General features: G+C 74.9%; 17 protein-coding genes. 6 read left to right on the forward strand and 11 right to left on the reverse strand.

The annotated features are described in order from the left end of the window. The first annotated feature begins 68 nt into the window (after positions 1–68). The gene (gene ptsP, locus BGK67_RS07650) at positions 69–1739 is read left to right on the forward strand and encodes a phosphoenolpyruvate--protein phosphotransferase (protein ID WP_069923702.1); all 1671 of its coding nucleotides are present in this window, start codon (positions 69–71) and stop codon (positions 1737–1739) included. 58 nt (positions 1740–1797) lie between these two features. On the opposite strand, the gene BGK67_RS07655 is transcribed toward ptsP, so the two are convergent. Further along, entirely contained in the window at positions 1798–2775 is a 978-nt protein-coding gene (locus tag BGK67_RS07655; RefSeq protein ID WP_079154074.1) for a hypothetical protein, read from the reverse strand. A gap of 63 nt (positions 2776–2838) precedes the next feature. After that, complete coding sequence (locus tag BGK67_RS07660) at positions 2839–4815, reverse strand: acetoacetate--CoA ligase (RefSeq protein ID WP_069919208.1); 1977 nt, start codon at positions 4813–4815, stop codon at positions 2839–2841. Between the two features lie 299 nt (positions 4816–5114). Here BGK67_RS07660 and BGK67_RS07665 point away from each other — a divergent pair, with 299 nt between their 5' ends. After that, positions 5115–7541, forward strand: a complete 2427-nt coding sequence (locus BGK67_RS07665; protein WP_069919210.1) for a glycoside hydrolase family 31 protein — start codon at positions 5115–5117, stop codon at positions 7539–7541. A 188-nt stretch (positions 7542–7729) separates the two neighbouring features. Here the strand turns inward: BGK67_RS07665 and BGK67_RS07670 are convergent, their stop codons facing one another. Then, complete coding sequence (locus tag BGK67_RS07670; protein ID WP_069919212.1) at positions 7730–8245, reverse strand: NUDIX domain-containing protein; 516 nt, start codon at positions 8243–8245, stop codon at positions 7730–7732. A 114-nt stretch (positions 8246–8359) separates the two neighbouring features. Here BGK67_RS07670 and BGK67_RS07675 point away from each other — a divergent pair, with 114 nt between their 5' ends. The 3 genes from BGK67_RS07675 to BGK67_RS07685 are packed head-to-tail and all read left to right on the forward strand — an operon-like array spanning position 8360 to position 10409. Beyond that, the gene (locus BGK67_RS07675) at positions 8360–8698 is read left to right on the forward strand and encodes an Mpo1-like protein (RefSeq protein WP_069919215.1); all 339 of its coding nucleotides are present in this window, start codon (positions 8360–8362) and stop codon (positions 8696–8698) included. A gap of 50 nt (positions 8699–8748) precedes the next feature. Next, positions 8749–9222 carry a Zn-ribbon domain-containing OB-fold protein gene (locus tag BGK67_RS07680; protein ID WP_069919218.1) on the forward strand — a complete coding sequence of 158 codons (474 nt, stop codon included), beginning with the start codon at positions 8749–8751 and terminating at the stop codon, positions 9220–9222. Next, positions 9219–10409: a lipid-transfer protein gene (locus BGK67_RS07685; RefSeq protein WP_069919220.1), complete on the forward strand. Its 1191-nt coding sequence runs from the start codon at positions 9219–9221 to the stop codon at positions 10407–10409. Before BGK67_RS07680 ends, BGK67_RS07685 begins: the two co-directional genes overlap by 4 nt. Before the next feature lie 158 nt (positions 10410–10567). Here BGK67_RS07685 and BGK67_RS07690 read toward each other — a convergent pair whose 3' ends face one another. Genes BGK67_RS07690 through BGK67_RS07705 form a run of 4 tightly spaced genes read right to left on the reverse strand, consistent with a single transcriptional unit; the run spans position 10568 to position 14813 of the window. Continuing rightward, entirely contained in the window at positions 10568–11194 is a 627-nt protein-coding gene (locus BGK67_RS07690; protein ID WP_069919223.1) for a GTP-binding protein, read from the reverse strand. Further along, positions 11175–11615: a DUF742 domain-containing protein gene (locus BGK67_RS07695; RefSeq protein ID WP_079154075.1), complete on the reverse strand. Its 441-nt coding sequence runs from the start codon at positions 11613–11615 to the stop codon at positions 11175–11177. The genes BGK67_RS07690 and BGK67_RS07695 overlap by 20 nt, the downstream gene beginning before the upstream one ends. Positions 11616–11625: 10 nt before the next feature. Then, a complete protein-coding gene (locus BGK67_RS07700; RefSeq protein WP_069919225.1) occupies positions 11626–12063 on the reverse strand; it encodes a roadblock/LC7 domain-containing protein in 438 nt (145 codons plus the stop codon). Then, positions 12060–14813, reverse strand: a complete 2754-nt coding sequence (locus tag BGK67_RS07705; RefSeq protein ID WP_069919228.1) for a nitrate- and nitrite sensing domain-containing protein — start codon at positions 14811–14813, stop codon at positions 12060–12062. The genes BGK67_RS07700 and BGK67_RS07705 overlap by 4 nt, the downstream gene beginning before the upstream one ends. Before the next feature lie 398 nt (positions 14814–15211). On the opposite strand from BGK67_RS07705, the gene BGK67_RS07710 reads away from it, so the two are divergent. After that, on the forward strand, positions 15212–15658 hold the full coding sequence (locus BGK67_RS07710) for a hypothetical protein (protein WP_069919238.1): 447 nt from the start codon (positions 15212–15214) through the stop codon (positions 15656–15658). Between the two features lie 31 nt (positions 15659–15689). Here BGK67_RS07710 and BGK67_RS07715 read toward each other — a convergent pair whose 3' ends face one another. From BGK67_RS07715 to BGK67_RS07730, 4 genes are all read right to left on the reverse strand, one after another. After that, positions 15690–20348, reverse strand: a complete 4659-nt coding sequence (locus BGK67_RS07715) for a hypothetical protein (RefSeq protein WP_069919241.1) — start codon at positions 20346–20348, stop codon at positions 15690–15692. 64 nt (positions 20349–20412) lie between these two features. Further along, positions 20413–21336: a hypothetical protein gene (locus BGK67_RS07720; protein ID WP_069919244.1), complete on the reverse strand. Its 924-nt coding sequence runs from the start codon at positions 21334–21336 to the stop codon at positions 20413–20415. Next, positions 21333–21671, reverse strand: a complete 339-nt coding sequence (locus tag BGK67_RS07725; RefSeq protein ID WP_069919246.1) for a hypothetical protein — start codon at positions 21669–21671, stop codon at positions 21333–21335. The genes BGK67_RS07720 and BGK67_RS07725 overlap by 4 nt, the downstream gene beginning before the upstream one ends. Next, positions 21668–23173, reverse strand: a complete 1506-nt coding sequence (locus BGK67_RS07730; RefSeq protein WP_244291171.1) for a hypothetical protein — start codon at positions 23171–23173, stop codon at positions 21668–21670. Before BGK67_RS07730 ends, BGK67_RS07725 begins: the two co-directional genes overlap by 4 nt. Positions 23174–23271 lie beyond the last annotated feature (98 nt).

The raw sequence follows: 23271 nt of genomic DNA on the forward strand, positions 1-23271 counted from the left end.
CCGCCCTCACGGGCGAGTCGGACATCCACCGCGGCGGCTGGGCCCGCCGCTCAATCGGAGACGGTGAAATGGAGACAACGCTGCGAGGCGTCGGCGTGAGCCACGGTGTGGCGATCGGCGAGGTCCGGCACATGGGCACGGCGGTCCTCGAGCCGCCGGCCAAGCAGATCACCGCGGCTGAGGCGGAGCGCGAACAGGGGCGCGCACGCAAGGCCGTGGAAGCTGTGTCCGCCGACCTGATCGCGCGCGGCCAGCTGGCCGGTGGCGAGGCTCAGCACGTGCTCGAGGCCCAGGCGATGATCGCCACGGACCCCGAGCTGATGGCGGACGTCGACCGGCGGATCGCCGTCGGCAGCACCGCCGAGCGCGGCATCTACGACGCGTTCGCCTCGTACCGCGACCTGCTGGCGGGTGCCGGCGAGTACATGGCCGGCCGGGTGGCCGACCTGGACGACGTACGGAACCGCATCGTGGCCCGGCTGCTGGGCGTACCGATGCCGGGTGTGCCGGACAGCGACGAGCCGTACGTACTGATCGCGCGGGACCTCGCTCCTGCCGACACCGCTCTGCTCGACCCGGCGCTCGTCCTCGGTTTCGTCACCGAGGAAGGCGGCCCGACCAGCCACAGCGCGATCCTCGCGCGGGCGCTGGGCGTACCGGCGATCGTGGCGCTGCCCGGTGCCGGTGAGATCGCCGAGGGCACGGTCATCGCCGTCGACGGCAGCACAGGTGACCTGTTCGTCGAGCCGAGCGACGAGAAGCGGGCCGAGCTGGAGGTCTCGGCCGCCGAGCGGAAGGCCGCGCTGGCCGCGTCCTCCGGTCCGGGTGCGACCTCCGACGGTCACAAGGTGCCGCTGCTGGCGAACGTCGGCGGTCCGGCGGACGTGCCGGCGGCCGTCGAGGCCGGGGCCGAGGGTGTGGGCCTGTTCCGCACCGAGTTCCTGTTCCTGGACGACAGCAAGAAGGCTCCGTCCGAGGAGAAGCAGGTCGAGTCGTACCGCAAGGTGCTCGAGGCCTTCCCCGAGGGCCGTGTCGTCGTGCGTGTGCTCGATGCCGGCGCCGACAAGCCGCTGGACTTCCTGACTCCGGCCGACGAGCCGAACCCGGCGCTGGGCGTCCGTGGTCTGCGTTCGCTGCTGGACCACCCGGACGTGCTGCGCACGCAGCTCACCGCGCTGGCCAAGGCGGCCGAGGGGCTGCCGGTCTACCTCGAGGTCATGGCCCCCATGGTGGCCGACCGCACCGATGCCAAGGCGTTCGCGGACGCGTGCCGCGAGGCGGGGCTGCGGGCGAAGTTCGGCGCGATGGTGGAGATCCCCTCCGCCGCGCTGCGGGCCCGCTCGATCCTCCAGGAGGTCGAGTTCCTCTCGCTGGGCACCAATGACCTGGCGCAGTACGCCTTCGCCGCCGACCGTCAGGTCGGTGCGGTGTCGCGGCTCCAGGACCCGTGGCAGCCGGCGCTGCTCGACCTGATCGCCATGTCGGCGGAGGCCGCCAAGGCCGAGGGCAAGAGCTGCGGCGTCTGCGGCGAGGCCGCTTCCGACCCGCTGCTCGCGTGTGTGCTCACGGGCCTGGGTGTCACCTCCCTTTCGATGGGTGCCGCCTCCATTCCCTACGTGCGCGCGACGCTCGCCAAGCACACCCTCGCCCAGTGCGAGCGTGCCGCTGCCGCGGCGCGTGCGTGCGACAGTGCCGAGGAGGCCCGTGTGGCCGCCCAGGCGGTGCTGTCCGGCGAGTAGCCGGTATGCGCGCGATCGAGGGGCCTTCGCCGGTGGCGAGGGCCCCTCGGCCGTCCTCTCAGCGGTGCGGGCCCGGGCCGTCCACCTCGTAGCCGGGGCAGTATTCGACGCCCGGTTCGGGGGCGATGGGCTCGCCGGTGTCGGCGTCCGTGCAGTAGGCGTTGAACACGGCCGCGGCCGATAGCACGCTGAGGCGGCCGCGGTCCAGCCGCCAGCCGTGGACCCGGTCCCGGTGGTCCTCGGTGGTGGTCCGCAGGACCAGTCCCCCGGCTCCGCCGAGGGCGAGTCCGGCGGCGAGGACGGTCACGAAGTCCAGTCCGCCCCGGCCGTCGATCCGCGGTGGCGCCTCGGGGTCGGTGCCGGTCTCGGCGTGGAGGACGGCGACGAGCTGTTCCGCCTCGGTCGGAACGCTGCAGACGAGGTGGTGCCGGCCGGGGCCGGCGCCCGCCATCAGCCGTCGGAGCGCGGCCGCGGCCCGCTCGAAGGAGGCGTGCCCGATGTCCTCGCCGCAGTCCGCACAGGTGCCGGCTTCGGCGAGGAGCGCCGTCGCGTACTCCCAGGTGGCCTGGCGGACGGCCTCGTCCACGAGCAGGGGGACGAGCTCCTCGATGGGCTGGCCCGTGTACGGCAGGGCGGCGCCGTTGCCCGCCAGTTCCGCGGTGAAGCGGGTGCGGGTCTCGGCGGTGTCCGGGTCGAGGCCGTTCTCCTCGCAGAAGTCGGCGAACTCCTCGGGGTCGAAGAGGGCGACCGTGGTGTGGAGGCCCTGGCCGGCGAGGGACCGGAGCAGACCTTCCACGTCGTGGAGGTAGTCGGGGTATTCGTCGTGGTGGTCGAAGACGAAGCTGCGGTATTCGCGCATGGCCGTGAAGTCCCCGGCGTCGGTCAGGAGGCCGACGGTGCCGGGGACCTCGCGGCGCAGCCTGCGGCGCCGGTCGGAACCGGTGGCCCGCGCGGTCCGCCCGGTCGTGCCGGTGGTCCCGCTGTTGCCGGTCCGGCTGTTCGTCCCGGTGTTCCTGGTGGTGTTCCTCGGTGGCATGGCTCCCCCTGCGTGACGCGATCACTTGCTCACTCAGAGTAATCGTCGCCACTGACAGTGGCCTCAGCCGCGGGTGCGGGCCAGCTCCTCGTAGAAGTGGAGGAGGTCGAGGTTGTCCACGGAGCCCGGGTTCACGGCCTTGGCCAGGGGCGCGCCCTGGAGGAGGCGCTTGACCGGGACCTCGATGCGCTTGCCGGTGAGGGTGTGCGGGATGCCCGGGACCTCGATGATCTCGTCGGGGACGTGGCGCGGGGAGAGCTCCTCGCGGATCGTCGCCTTGATCCGGGCCCGCAGGTCCTCGTCGAGGGTGGCGCCGGGGGCGAGGTGCACGAAGAGCGGCATCCAGTAGCCGCCGTTCGGCTCCTCCAGGCCGATGACCAGGGATTCCTTGATCTCGGGGAGGCGCTCGACGGCCTCGTAGATGTCCGCGGAGCCCATCCGGACGCCCTGGCGGTTCAGGGTGGAGTCGGAGCGGCCGTGGATGACGACCGAGCCGTGGCCGGTGATCGTGATCCAGTCCCCGTGGCGCCAGGCGCCGGGGAACATCTCGAAGTAGCTCTCGCGGTAGCGGCTGCCGTCGGGGTCGTTCCAGAAGCGGACCGGCATGGACGGCATGGGGTTGGTGACGACGAGCTCGCCGACCTCGCCGACGACGGCCTTGCCCGAGGGGTCCCACGCCTGGAGGTCGGTGCCCAGACAGGCGGCCTGGAGCTCGCCGATGTGGACGGGGAGGGTGGGGACGGCGCCCGCGAAGCAGCTGCACACGTCGGTGCCGCCGCTGACGGAGGCGATCCAGAGGTCCTCGGCCACCTCGTCGTGGAGCCAGCGGAAGCCGTCGGGCGGCAGCGGGGAGCCGGTGGTGGCGACGCACTTCACGGTGGAGAGGTCGAAGTCGCGCGAGGGGTGGACCTCGGCCTTGCGGCAGGCCATGACGTACGCGGCGGAGGTGCCGTAGAGAGTGGCACCGGTCCGCTCGGCGATCCGCCACTGGGCGCCGGTGTCCGGGTAGCCGGGGCTGCCGTCGTAGAGGACGACGGTGGTGCCGGTGAGCAGGCCGGAGACGAGGAAGTTCCACATCATCCAGCCGGTGGAGGTGTACCAGAAGAACCGGTCCTCGGGGCCGAGGTCGCAGTGCAGGCCGAGCTGCTTGAGGTGCTCGAGGAGGATGCCGCCCTGGGACTGGACGATGGCCTTGGGCAGGCCTGTCGTACCGGAGGAGTACAGGACCCAGAGGGGGTGGTCGAAGGGGACCGCCTCGAAGACGGGCTCGGTGTCGGCGGAGGTCAGGTCCGACCACGCGAGGGCGCCCTCGGGGGTCGGCGTGCCGAGCAGCGGGATGTGGACGACGGCGCGCAGGGAGGGGAGCTCGGCCCGGAGCTCGGCGACGGTGTCGCGGCGGTCGTGCTCCTTGCCGCCGTAGCGGTAGCCGTCCACGGTGAACAGGACGACCGGTTCGACCTGCTGGAAGCGGTCGAGGACGCTGCGGGCGCCGAAGTCGGGGGCGCAGGAGGTCCAGACACCGCCGACGGCGGCGGTGGCGAGGAGGGCGACGACGGCCTCGGGGATGTTGGGGAGGTAGCCGCTGACCCGGTCGCCGGGGCGGACGCCGAGGGCGCGCAGCTCGGCGGCGAGGGAGCCGACCTGGCGGCGGAGCCCGGCCCAGGTGACGGGGGTGGGCTCGTGGGTCTCGTCGACGTACAGCAGGGCGGGGTCGTCGGCTCGGGCCGGGTCCTCCGCGGCGCGCAGGGCGTGCTCGGCGTAGTTGAGGGTGGCTCCGGTGAACCAGCTCGCGCCGGGCATGGAGCGGTCGGCGAGGACGGACGTGTACGGGGTGCTGAAGCGGACCTCGAACCATTCGGCGACGGCCTGCCAGAAGGTGTCGAGCTCGTCGACGGACCAGCTGTGCAGGGCGGGGTAGCCGCCGTCGGCCGGGGCTCCGAAGCGCTCGGCCGCCCAGGCCTGGAAGGCGGTGATCCGGGCCGCGGCGATCCGGTCGGGGCCGGGGGCCCAGAGGGGTTCCGGCTGCGTGGCTGAGGTCATGGGTCGGCTCCCGGTCAAGTCTGCGGCTCGCGCTTCGTGTGCGTACGGTGCCATCGCGCGGGGGGTGGGTGCGCGGCGGCTCACAGGGACCATGCCATGTGATCGACATCCGCACCAGAGTCGCCATCACCGCTCACCGGGGCGGCGGCATGTGGGCGGCCACCGGTCACGGGCGGTCGCGCGGGGCGGCCGCGGGCGGGAGCCGGGACGGGCCCGGGCCGTGTGGGCGCGGTCACCCGCGGGTGAACGGCAGTTGAACGCGGCACCCTTGCTCGGAGGCCGGTGGCAAGGTGCTCTCCATGGACGGTCGTGATCTGGTGCGTGCGGTGAAGGACATCGGTACGGAGCGCGGACGGCGCGCCTGGATCTCGGGGTGGCGCCACCGCCGGGCGGACGCGGTGGGGCTGCCGCGCCGGGGCACGGAGCGGGCGCGGGTACCGGGGCTGCTGGCCGGTACGGAGCCGCGGCCGGGCGGGGGCGTGCTGCGGTTCGCCCGTTCCGAGCTGCTCGTGCGGGTCCCCGCGGGCGGGGGGGTGTTCGGGGGGTGGGACGGGGCCGGGCCGACGCCTTCGTACGCGGTGGTGGGCACGGGGCCGGAGCCGGATCCGCGGGCGGTGCTGGAGCCGGACACCGGGGGCGGCTGGCGGGTGGTGTCGGAGCGGGTCACGGTGGCGGTGTCCCGGCACGGGGCGGTGGAGGTGCGCACGCCCGGCGGGACGGTGCTGCGGCGGGAGCTGCCGCCCCGGTGGTGGGAGCCGGTGTCGGCCGGCTCGCGGGACGGGGACGCCGCGGGGGCCGGGGCGGGGGGGGACGCGGAAGGGGCCGGGGCGGGTGGTGGGGCCGGGGCGGGTGGTGGGGGCCGGTGGGTCCTGCGGAGCGAGGTGGCGGCGGACGCGCGGTTCTTCGGACTCGGCGGGCGGGCGGCGGGGCCGCGGCTGCGGGACGGGGTGTACCGGCTGTGGAACACGGACCCGAAGGGCGGGTTCGCACCGGGTGACGATCCGCTGTACCTGACCATGCCGGTGCAGCTGGTGGTGGCGGACGCGGGGACCCACCTGGTCTTCCACGACAACTCCTGGGACGGGCGGGTGGTGTTGCGGGAGGGCGAGGAGGGCGCGGGCTCGGGGATGGACCGCCCGGGGGTGAGCGAGCTGCGCATGGAGGGCGGGCCGCTGCGGTGCTGGGTGCTGGTGGGGCCGCCGTCGCGGGTGCTCCAGGGCTGGTCGGGGCTGACGGGCGCGGCGGCGGTGCCGCCGGAGTGGGCGCTGGGCTACCAGCACGCGAAGTGGGGCTTCGGGAGCGCGGAGGAGGTGCGCCGGGTGGCCGGCGGCTACGCGGAGCGCGGGTTCGCGCTGTCGGCCGTGCACCTGGACATCGACCACTACGACGGGCACCGGGTGTTCACCGTGGACCGCGGGCGGTTTCCGGATCTGCCGGGGCTGGCGCGGGAACTGGGCGAGACGGGCGTGCGGCTGGTGTCGATCGTCGATCCGGCGGTGAAGGCGGGCGACCCGTTGCACGCCGCCGGGCAGGCGGTGGGGGCGCGGGGGGCGTTCGTACGGGACGCGGCGGGCGCGGAGGTGCGCGGCGAGGTGTGGCCGGGCGAGTGCGCGTACCCGGACTTCACGGATCCGGCGGTGCGGGAGTGGTGGGGCGGGCTGTACGAGGAGCGGCTGGCGCAGGGCTTCGCCGGTTTCTGGCACGACATGAACGAGCCGGTGTCCTTCACCCCGTTCGGCGACATGACGCTGCCCCGCTCGGCGCGGCACTCGATGGACGGCGCGGGCGGGGACCACCGGGCGGGGCACAACGTGTACGCGCTGGGCATGGCGCGGGCCGGCTGGGAGGGGCTGGTCCGGCTGCGGCCCGCCGAGCGGCCGTTCCTGTTCTCCCGGTCGGGGTGGGCGGGGATGCAGAGGTACGGGGGCACGTGGTCGGGGGACGTGGAGAGCAGCTGGGAGGGGCTGCGGGCCTCGTTGGCGCTGGTGCTCGGGCTGGGGCTGTGCGGGGTGCCCTACTCGGGGCCGGATGTCGGCGGCTTCGGCGGGTCGCCCTCCCCCGAGCTGTACCTGCGGTGGCTGCAACTGGGGGCCTACCTGCCGTTGTTCCGGACGCACTCGGCGATCTGGGCGGGGCGGCGGGAGCCTTGGGAGTTCGGAGCCGAGGTGGAGGAGCACGCACGGGCGGTGATGGCGGAGCGGGAGCGGCTGCGGCCGTACTTCGTGACGCTGGCGCACCTGGCGCGGCGCACCGGGGCGCCGTACGTACGGCCGGTGTGGTGGGGCACGCCGGAGGAGCGGCGGCTGCGGGACTGCGAGGACGCGTTCCTGCTGGGCGACGCGCTGCTGGTGGCGCCGGTGCTGGAGTGCGGGGCGGACCGGCGGGCGGTGCGGTTGCCGCGGGGGCGGTGGTACGACACGGCGACGGGGGCGGCGTACGAGGGCCCGGGGCAGGCCCTGCTGGACGCTCCGCGGGGGCGGATCCCGGTGCTGGCGCGGGCGGGGGCGGTGATTCCGGTGCGGGGTGCCTCCGGCGGGGGTGTGGAGCTGGAGGTCTGGGCGCCGGCGCGGGGGCGTACGGGCGGCGGGGTGGTGATCCGGGACCCGGGGGCGGGGTTCGAGGCGGGCGCGGTCGAGCGGTACACCTCGCGGTGGGCCGGGGAGGGGGTGGTGGTGGCGGACGAGGCGGGGGAGGTGGTGGCGGACGTGGTGGTGCGGGGGGTTTAGGGGGGCGGCTTCAGAATCGGGGCTCCGCCCCGGACCCAGCGCCTCAAACGCCGGCGGGGCTGGTTTTGGCGTGCCGGAACGGGCCGTCAGCGGGGACAGGGGGCTGAGCCCAGAGGTGCGGCTTCAAGAACGGGGTTCAGCGCCTCGAACGGCGGCGGGGCCGGAGTTGGTGGGGCCGGAATCGGGCGTCAGTGCGGGGTGTAGCCGCCCTTGAACCAGGTGTTCGCGGCCTGGGTGTGGAGGGGGAAGGCCAGGTCCGCGGGGGTGTGGAGGATGTGCCAGCCGGTGGTTTCGTTCGTCGGGGCCGAGGTGGGGAGGGTGGCGGCCGGGCGGGGCGGGAGGAGGCCGAAGAGCAGGAGGTGGCCCGCCGGGGAGCTCAGGGCGTCGGCCAGGGCGACCTCCGAGGCGGCGGCGGTGATGCCGGTCTCCTCGCGGAGCTCGCGGACCACGGCCTCGCGCCAGTCCTCGCCGAAGTCGATGAAGCCGCCGGGCAGGGCGATGCCGCCGAGGGCCGGTTCGACGGTGCGGGTGATGACCACGAGGCCGGTGCCGTCCGCGTCCTCGACCGGGAGCAGGGCGACGGCCACCGGGAGCGGGTTGCGGTAGGCCACGGACCCGCAGGCGGCACAGGCGCGGGGCCAGGTCCGGGTGGGGTACGACGCTCCGCAGGTGGAGCAGTGGGAGTCCCTCAGCTGTGCCGACATGCGGTGATGGTAGTGGCAACGGGGTTTGGGGCGGAGGGTGTTGGGGGGAGCCGGGGATGGTCGGCCTCCCCGTGAGGCTGTCGGCCGTGTGCGGGCGTGAGTACCGTGCGCGGCATGACTTTCCGTTCGTACGAGGAGTTCTGGCCGTACTACGTCGCCATGCACTCCCGCGCCGCCACCCGCTGGGTCCATCTCGCCGGGACGCTCACCGGCCTGGCCGTCACCGCCTACGGGGTGGCGCGCGGCCGGAGGCGGTATCTCGTCGCGCTGCCGCTGATCGGGTACGGGACCGCGTGGCCCGCGCACTTCTTCATCGAGGGGAACAACCCGGCGACCTTCGGCCGTCCCGCGTGGTCCCTGCGCGGGGACGCGCAGATGATCCGGATGATGCTGGCTGGGCGGGACGCGGAGCTGGGCGAGATCGCCGCGAAGTGGCTCGCCGAGAACCGGTGACCCGGCCCGCCCTCCCGTGACACACTCCTGACGATGCGTCAGATTGCTGCATGGGAGGGGTCTTGGCACTCACACGTACACCCGTCGTGAGCGGGTGGTTCACCGAAACCGCGGCGGACGGCGGCTTCCGGCTGCTCGGCACCCGGTGCTCGGCCTGTACCGCGGTGTTCTTCCCGCGCGAGGACGCGTACTGCCGCAATCCGCACTGCCCGGGCGGCGGGGAGCTCGCCGAGGTGCCGCTCTCCCCGCGCGGGCGGGTCTGGTCCTACACCGACGGGCGCTACCGGCCGCCCGCGCCGTACGTGTCCGACCCGGCCGAGCCGTGGGAGCCGTACACCCTGGTCGCGGTGGAGCTCGAGGCCGAGGGCATGGTGGTGCTCGGGCAGGCGGCGCCGGGCGTGGGCGTCGGCGACCTGGCGGTCGGGATGGAGGTCGAGGTGGTGGGCGGCGTGCTCAACGAGGACGCGGACACCCGAACGGCCTGGACCACCTGGCGGTTCAAGCCGGTGGGAGGCGACGCGTGAGCGCCGACGTCGCCGTCCTCGGGGCCGGGATGCACCCCTGGGGCAAGTGGGGCCGCAGCTTCGTCGAGTACGGCCGGGCCGCCGCCCGGGCCGCGCTGGCGGACGCCGGGCTGGACTGGACGGACGTGGGCTCGGTCGTCGGCGCCGACACCGTGCGCTCGGGATACCCGGGCTACGTGGCCGGCGCGACCTTCGCCCGGGCGCTGGGCTGGCAGGGGGCCCGGGTGACCAGTGTGTACGCGGCCTGCGCGTCCGGCGCCCAGGCGATCGGCACGGCCCGGGCGCAGATCCTGGCCGGCCTGGCCGACGTGGTGCTCGTGGTGGGCGCCGACGCCGCGCCCAAGGGGTTCTTCGCCCCGGCGGGAGGCGACCGGCCCGACGACCCGGACTGGCTGCGCTTCCGCGTGCTGGGCGCCACCAACCCGGCGTACTTCGCCCTGTACGCCCGCCGCAGGATGGCCGTGTACGGGGACACCCGGGAGGACTTCGCCCTCGTCAAGGTGAAGAACGCGGCGGCCGGGACGCTCAACCCGAACGCCCGCTACCGCAAGGCGGTCTCCGCCGAGGAGGTGGCCGCCTCGGCGGTGGTCGCCGATCCGCTCCGGCTGCTCGACATCTGCGCCACCTCCGACGGGGGCGCGGCGCTGGTGCTGACCAGCATGGACTTCGCCCGCTCGCGCGGGATCGGCGACCCGGTGCGGATCCGGGCGGTCTCGACGGTGACCCCCACCTATCCGCGGACGGTGCTGGACCTGCCGGACATCGCCACCGATTCGGCGGTGGCGGTGCGGCCTGCGGCCGGGTCCTTCCGCGCCTCGATCGCGCGCGCCGCGTACGAGGAGGCGGGGCTCGGCCCGGACGACCTCTCGCTCGCCGAGGTCTACGACCTTTCCACCGCCCTGGAGTTGGAGTGGTACGAGGACATCGGGCTCTGCGGGGAGGGTGAGGGAGCGAAGCTCGTACGGGAGGGGGCGACGGCTCTCGGCGGGCGGATCCCCGTCAACGCCAGTGGCGGGCTCGCCTCGTTCGGGGAGGCGGTGCCGGCGCAGGCCATCGCCCAGGTGTGCGAGCTGACCTGGCAGCTGCGCGGCACGGCCGGGGAGCGTCAGGTGCCGGGGGCGCGGGCCGGGATCACCGCGAACCAGGGGCTGTTCGGCCACGGATCGGCCGTGGTCGCGGTGCGCTGAGCGGCCCGCGGCAGGCAGGTGTTGCCGGAACGCTTGACGGCCCCCGGCGGCGGGTTCACACTCGCTCCACGGTCCCGTGCGGCGCCCCGGGACTCCGGATCCCCCCATGAGAGCTGCGGCCCGTACCCCAGTCGGCGGGGGTACGGGCCGCCTCCCTGTCAGGTCCCCGCCGCCAGGCTCCGGCGCCGCGCCCTGGCCAGCGACATCGCGTGTTCCACGACACCGACGAGCACGTCCTTGACGGACTCCCGGTCCCGCGCGTCGCACAGCAGCACCGGCACCTCGGGATCGAGGTCGAGTGCGTCCCGTACGGTCACCACGGGGTGCCGGTCCGCGCCGTCGAAGCAGTTGACCGCGACGACGAACGGGATCTCGCGGCGTTCGAAGTAGTCGACGGCGGCAAAGCAGTCGGCGAGGCGGCGGGTGTCCGCGAGGACCACCGCGCCGAGAGAGCCCTGGGCGAGCTCGTCCCACAGGAACCAGAAGCGGTCCTGGCCGGGCGTGCCGAACAGGTAGAGGACCAGGTCCTCGCGCAGCGTGATGCGCCCGAAGTCCATGGCCACGGTGGTGGTGCTCTTCCCCTCCACTCCCCCGGTGTCGTCGATGCCGGCGCCCGGTTCCGAGAGCAGTTCCTCGGTCCGCAGGGGTTTGATCTCGCTCACCGCACTGACCAGGGTGGTCTTGCCCACCCCGAAACCGCCCGCGACCAGGATCTTCAGGGTCAGCGGCTCGACCGGTGACACGGCATGCATGACACCGGTGCGGCTAGAGCGCCCGAAGGCCATCGATCACCTCACGCAGAATGGATTCATCGGGCAGTTCGGCCGGCGGTACCGGCCGGGTCACGTGGACCAGTTGGTCGTCGGCCAGGTCGCCGATCAGGACGCGCACGACCCCGACCGCGAGGTCCAGGTCCGCCGCGAGTTCGGCGACCGACTGCGGCCGGTCCCGGCACATCCCGAGGATGTGCGCGTGCTCCGGCGACAGGGTCATGTCCCAGACCGGGTCGTCGGCGGCCGGTTCGGCGACCACGAGCGCGATCAGGTCCAGCCGGTGCTGGCCCGCGTGGCTGGTCCGGCCGCGGGTCATCGCGTACGGGCGCACGACCGGACCCGCGTCGTCGTCGAACCAGTGCGCGTGGTCGGGGGTCTGGTCGGGCTCCCCGGCCGGGGTGCGGGCGGGGTGGTCCTGGCCTGGATCGCTCATGCCGTACGACTCACCCTCCGGCTGGCAGCCCGGTGCGCGGGGCGGTGGCCAGGTGGTCGCCCACCCGCTTGACCATCAGGGTCATCTCGTACGCGACCTGGCCGACGTCGGACTCGGAGTCGGCGAGCACGGCGAGGCAGCTGCCGTCGCCGGCGGCCATGACGAAGAGGAAGGCCTCGTCCAGCTCCACGACGGTCTGTCGGACCCGGCCGGAGTCGAAGTGCCGGCCGACGCCCTTGGCCAGGCTGTGGAAGCCGGAGGCGACCGCCGCCAGGTGCTCGCTGTCCTCGCGGGTGAGGTCCTTGGAGCTGCCGGTGGGCAGGCCGTCGCCCGAGAGGACCACCGCCTTGCGGATGGAGCCGACCTTGTCGACGAGCTCGTCCAGGAGCCAGTTGAGCGGGCCGGAGCCGCGGCCCCTGGTGTCGTTGCCGGTCTGCGGTGCGGTCATCGACCGTCCCCTTCGTTCTCGTGCGCGGGAGCGGTGGCGGCGGGGGTGCCTGCCCCGGTCTCGGACTGCTGCTGGGCGTGCTGGTTGCGGCCCGCCGTCCAGCCGCGCTGGAGTGCGGACATGCGCGTGCGTACGTCCTCCGCGTCACGGTCCCCGAGGGGGGCGGTGGCGGCGTCGTCGGGGGCCGCGGCCGCCGCGTTCTTGAGCTGCGGTGCCAGGCTGGCCTGGCGGACCCGGCGGGGCAGCCCGGCGCCGGCCGGCGCGTCACCGGAAGCGGGGGCGGGGGCCGGCGAGGACGCGGGCGCCGGGGCGGGCGGGGGTGTGCGTGCGGGGCCGGGCTGCGGAACCACGGACACCGGGCGGGGCTGGACTCGGCGGCCGTGCTCGGCGATCAGGGTCGGGGCGGGCCGGCGGCGCGGCAGCGGTACGGCTCCCTGGGAGCGGGGGCCGTCGGGCCGGGGGGCCTCGACCCGCTGGGCGTCGAGCCGGACCGGGCCGGTGGGCCGGTCGCGGTGGCGTTCGATGTGCGGCTTGTCGGCCGGGCGCAGGCCCAGCAGGGCGCTGCGGGGCGTGCCGCCCGGCGGGGTCTCGTCGTCCAGGGTGGCCATGACGGGTCGGGGGGCGGCGGCGGCCGGCTCCTCGTCGATGCCCTCCACCGGGTCCAGGCCGAGGACGTCGATCGGGGCCTCCAGCTCGACCGGGCCGCGCAGTTCGGCGACGGGCAGCGAGCGGGCGGTCCCGGCGGGGACCGCGCGTTCGACGGCGGCCGCGGCTCGCGCGGAGGGGATCGAGCCGGTCCGCCCGGCGGTCCTGGCCGCGGGTCCGTCGTCCAGCCGGATGCCCGTGCCGCTGGTCTCGGGGGCCTCGGTCAGCAGGGCCGCCGGGATGAAGACCACCGCGGTGGTGCCGCCGTACGGGCTGGGCTGCAGGACGACCTTGACGCCGTGGCGCTGCGCGAGGCGGCTGACGACGAACAGGCCGAGGCGGTCGGTGTCGGAGAGTTCGAACTCGGGGGTCTCGGCGAGGCGGAGGTTCGCGTCGAGCAGCGCCTCCGGGTTCATGCCGAGGCCGCGGTCGTGGATCTCCAGGGTGAAGCCGTTGGCGACGCGCTCGCCGTGCACCTGGACCGCGGTGTGCGGCGGCGAGAACACGGTGGCGTTCTCCAGGAGTTCGGCGACGAGGTGGGTGATGTCGGCGACGGCGGGGCCCGCGATGCCCAGGCGCGGCAGTCGGCGCACCTCGATGCGCTCGTAGTCCTCCACCTCGGCTACGGCGGCCCGTACGACGTCCATCAGCTGGACGGGCTTGCGCCACTGGCGGGAGGGGGCGGCGCCGGAGAGGATCACCAGGCCCTCGGCGTGGCGGCGCATGCGGGTGGTCATGTGGTCGAGGCGGAAGAGGTCGGCGAGTTCCTCGGTGTCCTCGGTCCGGCGCTCCATGGTGTCGAGGAGGGTCAGCTGGCGGTGCAGGAGGACCTGGTTGCGGCGGGCCAGGTTGACGAAGACCTCGGAGACGCCGCGGCGGAGCTCGGCCTGCTTCACGGCGGCCTCGACGGCGGCGCGCTGGAGGGTGTTGAGGGCGAGGCCGACCTGGCCGACCTCGTCCTTCTCGTACTCCAGGCGGGGCGCCTCGGTCTCCACGTCGATGTGCTCGCCTGCGGCGAGGCGGCGCATGACGCTCGGCAGGCGGACGCCTGAGACCTCGTGGGCCTCCTTGCGGAGCCGGGACAGGTCGCGGATCAGGTCGCGGCCGATGCGCACGGAGAGGATCAGGGAGACGACGAGGGCGATGAAGCCGAGGACGCCGGCGACGGCGGCCTGGATCAGCACGTCCATGGCGACGGGCTCGACGCGCTTTTGGTAGCGGTCTCCGGCGTCGGTGCCCATGACGGCGAGCTCTTCGAGGACCTTGCCGGCGGCCTCGTCCCACTGGGCGGCGGTGACGCGCGGGTTCTTGCCCGGGCCGCCGCCGAGGAACCGTTCCTCCGCGTCGCGCAGCAACTTGCTGTCGGGGCCGCCCCAGTACTGCTCGAAGCGCCGGCGGTCGGCGTCGGGGAGGATCGCCAGGTTGAACTCGTACAGCAGCCCGCGGTTCGCGGCGAAGTCGGAGACGTGCCGGATGTCGGCGGCGCTGACGTTGCGGGCGGCGAGGGCGGAGGCGATGACGGCGTCCTCGCGGGAGAGGGTCTCGCGGGCGCGGGTGATGCCGACGAGGGCGCGGCCCTGCTTGTCCATCTCCACGTTCTCCAGCGCGTGGAGGTTCATGAGGAACTCGTAGCAGGGGTCGATGAGCCGGCTGTAGAGGTCCAGTGCCTGGCTGGGGTCGAGGGTGTTCTGGTCGACCGAGCGGCGCAGGGCGCTGATGCCGTGGAGGGCGGCGAGGATGGAGCGCAGGCGCTGGGCGTTCTCGGGGCTGAGCTCGTCGATGACCTCGGGGTCGCGGGCGTTCGCGCTGATCTGCTCGACGGCTTCGTCGGTGGCGGCGCGGCGCTTGGCGAGTTCGGTGGTGGCCGCCGAGGCGCGGGGGTCGCCGACGACGACGAGGGTCTGGCGGCGCTCCTTCTGGATGACGCGGACGACGTCCTCGATCGGATAGCCGACCTTGTCGATGACGTAGGCGACGTCGAGGAGTTGGACCGCCTGACGACCCGTGATGACCGTGGCGAAGGACCACAGTGCGGTCAGGGAGACGAGCGGCACAAGGAGCAGCGCGACGATCTTCCGGCGGATGGACTTCCCGCGAAAGCGCATGGCCTCCCCAGCCTCCCCCAGCTCGTCCCCGATGTCGGGGGGTCGGTGTTCCGTCGGTCTTCCGTCGTTTAAACCGGCGTGAGCCTACTACTGCCACGCAGCGGGTTCGAAGGCGTGTCCAAACGTTTCCGGCCGGGCCTCTGGACGAAGATCACGAGTTGTCCGATAATTCCGGTCAAGAGCGGTCCGATATGTGGCAGATGACACTTGGTGGGGCGTCAGTTCGCGCTACACGATGGATGGCTGGAAGTATTCGCTCCGCGATCACGGGGACATGGGGACCGTTCCGCGATGCGGGAATCTCCGGGCGGCGCCGTACGTCTTCTGTTCACGGGGGCACGTCGGGGTAGACGTGTGGAGTAGGCGTTGCGGACCGCGCGGTGGGGAGTGAGCGGACCATGAGCAGGTACGAGGACGGCGAGGGCGGGAACGTCACGGGCCGGGGCGGGAGCCGGCGCGGGCTGTGGGTGGAGGAGCCGGCCCGGCGGCGCCGGATGCCCGATCCGGTGCGCGCGTCCGCGGTGCGGGCGGTGCTGATCGTGTCCGTGACCCTCATACAGGCGACGGTCAGCTTCTTCCTCACGCTCACCGGATCCTGGCTCGCCTTCCCGATGGCGCTGGGCGCCATCGCGGGGACCGTCGTGGCCACGTGGGGCGTGCTCGACGTGTGGATCACCCGGCAGATGTGGAACCAGCGGTACGGGGTCGTGTCGGAGCCGAGCAGCACGGCGCGCAGCCGCCGCGAGGAGCGCCGGGCCGCCGAGGCCGCCCGGGCCGAGCGGAAGGCGGGCCCGGCCCGAATAGCCCGCGAGGACGGCCCCCTCGCGGCCTTCGGCCGCCGCTGAGGAGGCCGCCGCACCGGCTGCGGGGCAGACCTCAGCTCCGGCGGAACATCCGGGTCGCCGTGATCTCGCCGTGGATGGCCTCCTGCTCCGGGGACTGCTGCGGCAGACCCGGGCGCAGGTGCTCCTCGACGCTGATGTACTTCAGGCCCGCCCGCAGGTCGGCGTCATTGCGCAGCCGGATGACCAGCGGGAACTCGGCGAGGGCCGTGGTGTCGAACAGGCCCGTGGTGTACAGCAGCTGGACGCCGAGCGCGTCGGACACGGCCCGCTGGAGCTCCAGCAGGTACGTGGCGTTCGCGCGGCCGATCGGGTTGTCGAGGAACAGCGTGCCCGCGTGCCGGTGCTTGTCGCGGCCGCGGTCGTTGCTGCGCAGCGCCGCCATCGTGCAGTACAGGGCGATCGCGGCGGTCAGCAGCTGCCCGCCGGAGAACACGTCGCCCATCTGCCCGACGGGAACGCGTTCGGCGCGCAGCACCGCGTCCGGCTTCAGGATCTCCACGGAGATGCCCTTGGGCTCCAGCGCCGCCTGGACGCCCCGCAGCAGCAGGGACATGCCGTCGCGGCGGCCCTCCCCGAAGGAGGCGGTGCTGTTCTTCTTCACCGCCGCGCGGGTGGCCTCGTCGATGACCTCGCCCAGCCGCTCGGTGAGCGTGGCCTGGTCCGGTTCCTCGAAGCGGATCCGCAGGAACTCCTGCCCCGACCACTCCCCCAGTCCCTCGGGCAGCTGGGACAGGCGCTGCGCCGAGCGGAGCGTGGCCAGCGCCGACTCCACGAGGCCGCGCAGCCGGTCGACGATGCTGTCGCGGTTGCGCTCCAGCTGCGCCAGCTCGTCGGTGAGGACCCGCAGGCGCGGGGCGAAGGCCGCGCCCCAGGCCGCCGCGTGCTCGGGCAGGGCGGAGGCGGGCAGTTCCCGGATCTGCTGGCGCGCGGGGGTCCGTACCTGCTCGTAGCGGGTGGCGTTGGCGTGCCGCACCAGGACGTCGCTCGCCTCGCGCACCGCCGCCTCGGCGGCCGACAGGTCGGCCGCGCAGCCGCGCAGCGCGCGGCGGGCCTCGGTGGCCGACTGGCGGGCCTCCTCCAGGGTGCCCGCGTGGGGCGCGGGCTCCTGCTCGTCCTCGGTGTGGGCGTGGTCGCGCAGGAGGTCGCGCAGCAGGGCGGCGGTCTCGTCGAAGCCGCCGGCGCCGTCCTCGGCGGTGCGGTGGGCGCGCAGCAGGTCCGCGTGGGCGGCCCGGGCGCTCTCCACGGCCGCGCTGTGGGCGGCGAGCTGGGCGGTGGCCGTCCGCAGCAGGGCCTGAGCGTGCTCGACGTCCCCGGGGACCAGCTCCTCCGGCAGTTCGGTGTGGGCGTCGCCCTCGGCGGGGGCGTGGCGTTCGGCCTCGCCGCGCAGCCGGCCGAGCTGCTCGCTCGCGGTGGAGGCCCGGGTCTCCAGCATCTGGACGAGGGACTCGGCGCGGGCGGCGGCGGCCTGCCGCGAGGGGCCGTCGGCGCCGTCGGGGCTTTCGAGGAGCTGGGCGGCGCGGGTGCGGACCTTGTTGGTGAGGCGGTCCAGTTCGGCGAGGGCGGCGCTCTCGTCGCTTTCGGCGCGGGCCTGTTCGGCGCGCAGGTCGGCGCCGACGCCGACCTTCTCGTACAGCTGGGAAGCGGCGCGGTAGGCCTCGCGGAGGTCGGGCAGCGGCGCCTTGGACGCGCCGTCGTCCTCGGGGAGCGGCTCGGGGGCTCCGGCGATGTCGGCGCGCTCGGCGCGCAGGGCGCGGGCGGTGCGGCGGGCGTCGTCTGCGGCACGCTGGGCGGCGCGCCGGTCCTCGTCGGCGGCGCGGGCCCGGTCAAGGCAGACCTCGGCGCGGGCCTCCGACTCGGCGGCTTCGTCGGCGAGTTCACGCAGCCGCGCCTGCCATCCGGCGCGTTCGCGCAGGCGGAAGGCGAGGCCGGCCAGGGCGTCGGCGACGCGGCGGGCCCGCTGGGCGGTGTCCTGGCGCTCGTCGCGCACCCGGGCCGCGTCGGCGGCGGCCTCGTCGGCCTCGGCGCGTACGGTACGGGCCTCCGCGAGCTCGGCGTCGGCCTCCTCGGCGAAGGCGCGGGCGGCCGCGGCCTGCCGCGCGAGCTCGGCGAGGCGGCCGGGCGGGCAGCCGGTGCGCCAGGAGGCGAGGCGGGCGGCGAGCTCGCGGTCCCCGGCGAGGCGGGCGGCCAGGTCGCGGATGTCGGTGTCGCGGGCGGTGGCGCGGCTGCGCAGCGCCTGCCGCTCCTCGTCGGCGGCGTGCTCGTCGTGCATGGCCGGGTTCGGCGGGACGAGGAACACCGCGTCGGAGTCCCCGGCCGGCGGTACGGGGGCCAGCAGGGCGGCGGCGGTGCCGACGGCCACGGTGGAGCGGGGCAGCAGGGCGGCCGCGGAGAGGACCTCGCGGGCGCGGCTGTGGGTGTCGGGGTCGGTGATGACGACGCCGTCGACGAGTTCGGGGCGGGCCGCGAGGACGGCGGCGTGGTCGGCGGGGTCGACGGACTGGGCGAGGTAGCGCCAGCCGGGCAGGGCCGGGATGCCGTGTTCGCCGAGGTATTCGACGGTGGCGAGCACGTCGGGTCCGGGGGGCAGCAGGCCGCCGTCGCCGAGCGCGCCGAGGATGCGGGCGTCGTCGGCGGCGGCGGTGCGCAGCTCGAACAACTGCCGTTCCGCGGCGGCGACCGCGTCGGTCAGCAGTTGGTGGAGGTCCTCCGCGTTCCGGTCGAGGTCCTCGGCGGTGAGCCCTCCGGCGGTATCGGCCGGGGCTGCTCCGGCGCCGGATCCGCTGCCGTCCGTACCGGCGCCGCCGGGGGCCGCGCCGCGGGCGTGCGGGAGGGCGGCGGCACCGGCGGACGGGAGGCCCAGCAGGGCGGCCAGGCGCGGGGATTCGGCGAGGGAGGCGGCGGCGCGGTGTTCCGCGTCGTGGGCGGCCTCGGCCGCGTCGGCGGCGTCCGCGGCGCGGGCGGCGGTGAGTTCGGCGCGGGATTCCGCGGCGGCGCCCTCGCGGGCGGCTTCGGCGGCGGCGCGCGCGGCCTCGCGGGACTCGTCCCAGGCGGCGACGGCCGTCTTCTCGGCGTCGGCGGCGGCCAGGGCGGCCCGGGCCGGGTCGGCGTCGGGCGCGGAGTCGTCGAGCCAGCCGGCTCGGACGGCCTCGGCGGTCTCCTGCTGGACCTCGCCCAGGCGCGAGCGGAGGTGTTCGGCCTCGCTGCGGGCCCGCTGGGCGGCCGTGGCGGCGGCGGTGGCGTCGCGGTGCGCGGCCTCGCCGGTGGCCTGGAGGGCCGCGGAGCGCTCCTCCTCCTCGTTTGCGACCCGCTCGCCGTGCTCGGCGGCGGTGTGCAGGGCGCGTACCAGATCGGCGGCGGCGGTGGCCCGGGCGGCCAGCGCCGGGGCCGCGTCGCGCTCGGCCTCCAGGATCGCGGCGGCGACCCGGGCGGAGCGGTCGGCGGCGGCGCGGTGGCGCAGCACGGTCTCGGCGGCCTGCCACGCGGAGTGCAGGGTGCGGGCTTCGAGGAGTTCGCGGCGCTGGGCGTTGGCGGCCTTGTCGGCGACGGTCAGGGCCAGCGAGGCGTGGCGGTAGGCGAGTTCGGCGGAGACGGCGGCACTGCGGGCGCGGGCCGATTCGGCGGCGGTGACCGCGTGGGCGGCGCCGGTGACCCGCTGGGCGAGATCGGCGGCGCGGCCGCGCTCCTCGGTGGCGCGGGCGGACAGCCGCCGGGCGAGGGTGCGGGTGCGGCGTTCGGCGCCCGCGTGGACGTCGCGCAGCCGGGAGCGGGTCGCGGCGGCTTCGACGATGCGTCCCAGGAGGTCCACCGAGCCCGCGGTGAAGTCCCGTTCGGCCATCAGTTCGGCGCGGCGGCCGAGCTTGTTGCCGAAGCCGTGGACGAGGTCGGCGAGGCCGTCGGTGTCACGGGTGTCGGTGACGGCGCGCAGCAGCAGGTCGGTGAAGTCGGAGTCCTTCTTCACCGCGAAGAGGCCGGCGGCCTCGCCCTCGTCGGCGTTCATCTCGCGCTGGTAGCGGAAGAGTTCGGGGTCGAGGCCGAGGTCGGTGAGGTGCTCGTTCCACCGGTCGTGGATCTCCTCGAAGGAGACCTCCAGGTGCGGGTAGGCCTTGCCGGCCTCGATGAGGGCGTCGCGGAAGCCCTTCATCGTGCGTCGGCGGCCCTGGGCGCCGGAGGCGCCTTCGACGGGCGGGCGCACGGCGGTGGCCTCGGCGACGGGCAGGCTGTCGAGGCTGAGGCCCGGGCCGGGGCGGAAGGAGTACCAGGCCTCGGCGAACTTCCGCGGGTCGTTGGACACCTGGCGTCCGCGCCATTCGCTGACCTTGCCGACGACCACGCACTCGCCGGTCTGGGTGTGCTGCCACTCCAGGGCGACGTGGCCGCAGTCGTCGGCGAGCAGGAACTTGCGCAGCACGCCGGAGCTGGCGCCGCCGAGGGTGTTGCGGTGGCCGGGGAGCATCACCGAGAAGATCAGCTTGAGCAGGACGGACTTGCCGCCGCCGTTCTCCAGGAAGAGCACGCCGGCGGGCGCCGGGCGGCGCGGCGGGCCGGTGGGCTCGTCCTCGAAGAACTCCGCCTGGGCGGGCGCCGGGTGGGGCACCGGCTCGCCGACTCCGCGCAGGTCGAGCACGGTGTCGGCGTAGCGCGCGCCGGCGGGCCCGATGGAGTAGAGGCGGATCCGGGACAGCTCGTACATGGCGGCGGACTCTCGTTGCTTCTCGGTGTTCTCGGTGTGTGTCTCGGTACGGAGGGCGGCCGGTTCAGGCGTGGAACGGCAGGCCGGCGTCGGCCGCGAGTTCCAGGTCGTCGCCCTCGGGCGGGGGCAGCAGGGTGGCGGAGCCGTCGCTGACGGGGACCACGCCCAGTTCGAGGAGTTCGGCCATGGCCGCGCTGCCCGCCATGTCGCGGACCTGCAGCTGGTAGCGGGGGGTGGTGCGGTAGGTGCCTCCGGCGTCGTCCCCGGTGCGCTGGAGGAAGCCGGACTCGGTGAGGAAGGCGGCGGCCTTGCCGACGATGCCGGTGGTGGAGCCGGCGAGGCGGCGGGCGTCCTTGGTGGCGCCGGTCGCGCTGCGGCGGGCGTAGACGCGCCAGGCGGCCTCCAGGCCGGGGGCGTCGGAGGCGGGGTCGGTGTTCTCGCCGAGCTCCTCGGCGCGCTCCTCCAGGCGGCGGCAGGTCTGCCGGACGAACGCGTCGACGCCGTTGACGGTGACGCGGCCGATGTAGCCGTCGTCGGCGAGGTCCTCGGGGCGGGGGAAGGCGAGGGCCGCGACGGCGAGGTGGGCGAGGCCGTGCAGGAAGCGGTCGGCGGAGTCGGCGGCCGTGCGGCGGGCGTAGTCGCCCATGCGGACGGCGAAGACGGAGTCCTCGCCGGCGGCCACGGCCATGCCGGCGCGCGGGGACACCTCGAGGACGACGAGGCCGAGGCCGGTGGCGACGGCGTCGGCGAGGCGGCCGAAGGCCGGGTCCTCGCGGTAGCGGCGGAGCAGCTCGGCGTACTCGGCGTCGCGGGCGGGGAGCAGCTTGGGCTGCAGCCCGAACGCGACGAGCCGGGCCGCGTCGGCGGCGTCGGCCGGGGTGACGGTCCCTCCGGGGGCGGGCGCGACGGGAGCCGACGCCGCGTCGGGCTCGCTCCACGCGGGCTGCCGCTCGCTCCAGGCGGGGCGCTCGGCGTGGTGGTCGCTCACGGGTGGATCTCCTCGGCGGTGCGGATGGTGAGGGCGGTACGGGTGATACGGCCGGCGGCGTGCCCCGGCTGGGGCTCGGCCCCGGCGGACGCTACGGAACGAGCCGCCGCGCTCGCGGTCGCGGCCCGCCGGGCTCCGAGCCCAGCGGGAGCCCTGACCGCAACCAGGCCCGGCACGGCCGCCCCGAGCGTGCGCCGGAGCGGCGCCAGAGCGGACCGCAGGGCGCCGAGCGCCGCCAGGCCCGGCACGGCCCCCGCAGGCGGGCGCCGGAGCGGCGCCGGAGCGGACCGCAGGGGGTCGGGTGGGGCGGGCGCCGGCGTCGAGGGGGTCGTCATGCCGCCTCCGTGCGGTCCGCCGCCATGCCCGCGGCGTCGAGGAGGGCGGTGCCGACGATCAGGTCCGCGCCGCCGAACTCGGGGTCGTCGAGCTGGGTGCCGTCGTCCACCGCGAAGAGCAGCCGCTCCTCGCCCTGGCGGTAGGCCGTGCCGACGGGCGGGCTCGCCGCGTGGACGGCCAGCAGGGCGACCAGGTACGGCAGGTCGGGGTCGCTGCGGCGGGCCTCGGCCAGCAGCCCCGACAGCCGGCGCGGCGCGTCGTGCGGCAGGTTCAGGAGGACCATCGCCGCGGCGAGCTGCTCCTCGCTGAAGCGGCTGTCGTCCGGGGTGGCGATGAGGTCCGGCTCGGGCATCTCCGCACCGAGGTGCTCCCGCTCCACGGGCGGGGTGAGCAGTATGTCGACCAGGTCCCCCACCCGTACCGACACCGGGGTGCGCAGCCCCGCGCCGGAGGCGAAGAACGCGTCCGTGACCCGCCGCGCCCCTTCCAGCGGGAGCGGCAGCAGCGGGGCCACCAGCTGCCCGTACAGGTCGATGCCGGAGCGCGGCGCGGGAGCCGCGAAGGCCTGGCGGTCCTGCTCGGCGCGGAAGAGCGGCCCCGCGTCCAGCAGCCGCGACTGGAGCTGGGTGTGCCGGCGGATGCAGTCCTTGACGATGTCGACGAGCTCGGCGGCCCGCCGCCTGCTCTCGGGCTCCTCCGCCTCGTCGCGCGCCCGGCGGATGTTGGTCAGGATCGCGTTCTCGTGGCGGTAGCGGTCGGCGACGTGGTCGAGGGCCTCCTCGATCATGTCGGGGACGGACTGGAGCCAGTCCACCGCCCGCACGTTGCGCCGCGTCGCGTCCAGGGTGCGCCGCAGGGTCTCCGCGTACTGCACCGTCCGGTAGCGGGCCTGTTCGGCGGCGAGCTGGGCGTCCGCCAGCCGGCCCCGGCTGATCAGCACCTCCAGCTTGACCTCGGCCGCGATCTGCGCGCTGGTCACGTCGGTGTCGAGGGCGCCGACCAGCACGTTGACGGCCTCGTCGGTCGTGCGCAGGTAGACCGCGCCACCGTACCCGGGCACCTCTTCGATCAGCTTGAAGTCGTAGTCACGCCGGACGTAGACCCCGTCCGGCCCGAAGGTGCCGTAGATCGCGCGGAAGCCGCGGTCGACACTGCCGACGTTGATCAGGTTCTCCAGCACCCAGCGGGCCACCCGCTCGTGCTCGGCCGCGGGCCGGGCCGGCGCCTGGGCGGCGACGCGCGGGAGCAGCCTGGCCACTATCTGCTCGTGGTCGGCGCCCGTGTCGAAGTCCATGTTCAGGGTGACCAGGTCGATCGCGGCCAGCGCGACCTCCGCCATCGCGTAGACCCCGTACTCGCCCGCCAGGTTGGCCTTGCGCACGTCGAGGTCGTGCAGCGGGGCGGTGCAGGCGAGCGCGCGCAGCCGCCGGGCCAGGCCCTCGTCGGCGGCCGGGCCCGGCGCCGGGGACGGAAGGGTCTTCGCCGGGGCAGGGAGAGTCACGGACAAAGACTAGGCGCTGCCCCTGACAACATCCCAAACGGCATGGTTCGGCCGGATCGTCCGCGGATCGCCCACCGCCGGCCGGCGGATCGCGCCCG

It is taken from the genome of Streptomyces subrutilus (assembly GCF_001746425.1).
In the GTDB taxonomy this organism is placed as follows: Bacteria; Actinomycetota; Actinomycetes; order Streptomycetales; family Streptomycetaceae; genus Streptomyces; species Streptomyces subrutilus_A.